Raw genomic sequence first — 4,054 nt, forward strand, 5'->3', positions numbered from 1 at the left:
TCCGCCGTCGACAACCCCGCATCCGCCAACGCCGCCCGAATCACCCGCTCCTGCGAGCGCCCACTCGGCGCCGTCAACCCGTTCGACGCACCATCCTGATTCACCGCCGAACCACGCACCACCGCCAACACCCGGCGGCCGGCGCGGCGCGCGTCCGACAACCGCTCCAGCAGCAGGACGCCCACGCCCTCGGCCATCCCGAAGCCGTCCGCGGCGTCCGCGTAGGCCTTGCACCGGCCGTCCGCGGCAAGACCGCGCTGCCGGGAGAAACCGAGCAGGCCCTCCGGGCTCGACATGATCGACACCCCCGCGACCAGGGCCAGGCCGATCTCGCCGGACCGCAGGGCGGCGGCCGCGGTGTGCAGGGCGACGAGCGAGGACGAGCACGCCGTGTCCACGGTCAACGCCGGCCCCTCGAAGCCGAACGCGTAGGACACCCGGCCGGAGAGCACGCTCGCGGCCCGGCCGATCACGAGGTAGCCCTCGTCGGCCCCTTCACCCGACACCTCGGCCGCGTAGTCCTGGCCGTGCGTGCCCACGTACACGCCGGTCGACGTGCCGGCGAGCGACGTCGGGTCCAGGCCCGCCCGCTCCAGCGCCTCCCAGGACGTCTCCAGCAGCAGCCGCTGCTGCGGGTCCATCGCCAGCGCCTCCCGCGGTGAGATCCCGAACAGGGCGGCGTCGAAGCCCGGCACATCGGTCAGGAAACCGCCGGCACGCACGTAGGTCCGTCCCGAGCGGTCCGGGTCCGGGTCGTAGAGCTCCGCCAGGTTCCAGCCGCGATCCGCGGGCAGGGGACCGACGACATCCACCCCGTCGCTGACGACCCGCCACAGGTCGGACGGCGAGGCGATGTCGCCCGGGAACCGGCAGGCCATGGCGACGATCACGACCGGGTCGTCGCGGCCCGGGTCCCGGCCACTCCACGCGCTCCCGTGGGCGGCGCTGCCCGGCACGGCGGCACCGGCCCGCGTCGGCCCGTCGGGCCCGTCCGGCAGATCCGGGGCGAGCCGCGCGGCGAGGTGCTCGGCGAGCGAGCGGGGCGTGGGATGGTTGAACACCACCGTCGCCGCCAGCCGCACCCCGGCCGCGGTGATCAGGCTGTTGCGCAGCTCCACGCTGGTCAGCGAGTCGAAGCCGAGGTCCCGGAAAGCCCGGCCCGGCTCGATCACACCCGCGTCGGTGTGGCCGAGGACCACCGCCGCGGTCGTCTGGACCAGATCCAGCAGAATCTCGCCCCGCAGGTCGGGCGAGGCCGCGGCGAGCCGGTCACGCAGAGCGGACCGGTCCCCGGCCACCGCCTCCGCGGGCCCGGCCACGCGGCGGGCCAGGGGCCGCACGAGTCCGCGCAGCAGGGCCGGCGGGGCGTCGCGCCGCCGCAGCGCGCCCAGGTCGAGCAGGACGGGGACCAGCTCCGGCCGGTCGTCCACCAGGGCGGCGTCGAACAGGTCCAGGCCTTCGGCCGCCGTCAGCGCCCTGGTTCCGTCCCGCGTCATGCGGGCCAGGTCGGTCGCGCTGAGCCGGCCGCCCATTCCGGCGGCCTCCTGCCACAGTCCCCACGCCAGCGACACCGCGGGCAGCCCGGCTGCCCGCCGGTGCCGGGCGAGCGTGTCGAGGAAGGCGTTGCCGGCCGCGTAGTTGCCCTGGCCCGCGCCGCCGAAGACCGAGGCTGCCGACGAGTACAGGACGAACGCGGCGAGGTCGAGTCCGGCGGTCAGCTCGTGCAGGTGCCAGGCGGCGTCCGCCTTGGTCCGCAGGACGGCGTGCCAGCGCGGCTCGTCGAGAGCCTCGATCACACCGTCGTCGACGATGCCCGCGACGTGCACCACCGCGGTTAGCCGGTCGGCGACCGACGCGACGATCTCGGCCAGCGCCGAGCGGTCGGCGACGTCGGCGGCGACGGCACGCACGGTGACACCCGCCGCGCTCAGCTCGGCGGCCTGCTCCTCGCCGATCCCGGAGCGGGCGACGAGGACCAGCTCCCGCACCCGGTGGACCCGGGCGAGATGGCCGGCGACCAGCCGGCCGAGGCCGCCGGTGGCGCCCGTGACGAGGACGGTGCCGCCCTCGAGCGGTGACCGCGGCGGCATGGGAGCCCGCCGCGCGCGCCGCAGCCGCGCGACCGACACCTCGGTCCCGCCCGACCCCGCCGGCCGGACAGCGACCCAGGGTTCGTCGGCGGGCGCGCCCAGACCGGCCGCGATCGCCTCCGCCCACCAACCGCCGTCGGCACCGGCCGCGGCCGGTGCCGACGGCGGTTGGTGGGCGCCGTCCAGGTCGATCAGGCCGAACCGCTCCGGGTGCTCCGCCTGCGCGGCCCGGACCAGCCCGCGCACGGACCCGTGGGCCAGCTCACCCTCCCGGGTGACGACCACCAGGCGGGACGACGCGCTGTCCGGGTCGGCCAGCCAGTCCTGGAGAACGCGCAGTGTCCGCAGCCCGGCGGCCCGCACCGCGCCGGGGACGTCCCGCATGGCACCGGCACCGGCCGCGTCGTCGACACCGTCGGGAACGAAGACCACCAACGGGGGACGGACCGTCGGCTCGGCTACGGCTACGGACGCGGCGTTGTCGCCGGGAACGACGTCGCCGGCCGCAACGGCGGAGTCGGGGTGGAAGGCCCAGTCCGAGCCGCGCACCTCGACGGCCCCGATCGGCTCCCACCGCACCTCGAACAGCGCGTGCGGACGCCGCGCGGCGCCGCGCCCGGCCGCCAGCCGGTCCGGGTCGACCGGCCGGACCACCAGCGTCTCGACGTCGATCACCGCGGCGCCCTCGTCGTCGACCGCGCTGATCGTCATCGTGTCGGGCCCGGCGGGAGCGATCCGCACCCGCAGCGAGCGGGCCCCGGTCGCCCACAGCCGAACCCCCGACCAGGCAAAGGCCAGCCGGGGCTGGTCCGGATCGGGGAAGAAGCCGGCGGCGGCCAGCGGATGCAGCGCCGCGTCCAGCAGCACCGGGTGCAGCCCGTATCCGTCCGGGAGCTCGGCGTTGTCCAGGCGCAGCCACCGGGAGGCGGGCGACGCGCCCGCGGCGGAGGCCAGGGCCGCGTCCGGAAGCCTCACCTCGGCGTAGACGGTGCCGTCGGCCACCCACGCCGCGCGCAGCGCGCGGAAGGCCGGCCCGTAGTCGACCGGGAGTCGTTCGTAGCACCCGTCGAGGTCGACAGGAGTGGCGGCGGCCGGGGGCCATGAGGTCGCCCAGCCGGCAGGACCGGCAGGACCGGTCACGTCGGTCGGGTGCGTCGGGTCGAGCGGGTCGTCGGCCGCGGTGCCGGCCGGCTCGCCGAGGGTTCCGCGGGCGTTCTCGGTCCAGGCCTCGTCCGGGCCGGTCCGGGAGTGGACCGTGACGGGACGCGACCGCCCGCCGTCCGGCGGACCGACGACGATCTGGATGTCCGTCCCGAAGGCCGTGGTCGCCGCCGCGGCGCCCGGGGCGGCGGGCTCGGCGGCGGGCTCGCTGGCGGGCTCGCTGGCGACGGGCTCGTCGACCAGGATCGGCGCGGAGATCGTCAGTTCGGCCAGGACGGGCAGCCCCACCCGGTCTCCGATCCAGGCCAGGACGTCGAGCAGCGCCGTGCCGGGCAGCACCACGGCACCGCCGACACGATGGTCGCCCAGCCACGGGTGACGATCTGTCGTCAGCCGACCGGTGTAGAGCAGGCGACCACCGCCGTCGGGGCCGCCGGCCGTGAGATCGACCGTGAGATCGGCCGCGAGTGAGTCGGTGGACGTCGCCGGGAGCGGCTCGCCGGCGACGGTGACGCCGGCGCCGAGCAGCGGATGGTCGACCGGGTCAAGCCCGGCCGAGGAGACGTCGACGGGGCCGGGCGCGCCGGAGGGGTCCGCGTCCAGCCAGTAGCGCTCGTGTTGGAAGGGATAGGTCGGCAGATCCGGCCCCACACCCACACCGGCGCCGGTGAACGCCCCGGACCAGTCCACCCCCACACCCCGCACGAACAACTCCGCCGCCGACCGCAGAACCCGCCCCACACCCCCCTCACCCCGACGCAACGACCCCACCACCACACCATCCGACACCCCCCGCTCCTCCA

The 4,054-nt window shown here is 76.3% G+C and carries 1 protein-coding gene; it reads right to left on the reverse strand.

The annotated features are described in order from the left end of the window. Positions 1-4,040: type I polyketide synthase (locus tag B056_RS42555; protein ID WP_154676915.1), on the reverse strand; the 4,040-nt coding region annotated here is incomplete at its 3' end. Positions 4,041-4,054: the final 14 nt, after the last annotated feature.

It is taken from the genome of Parafrankia discariae (assembly GCF_000373365.1).
GTDB lineage: Bacteria > Actinomycetota > Actinomycetes > Frankiales > Frankiaceae > Parafrankia > Parafrankia discariae.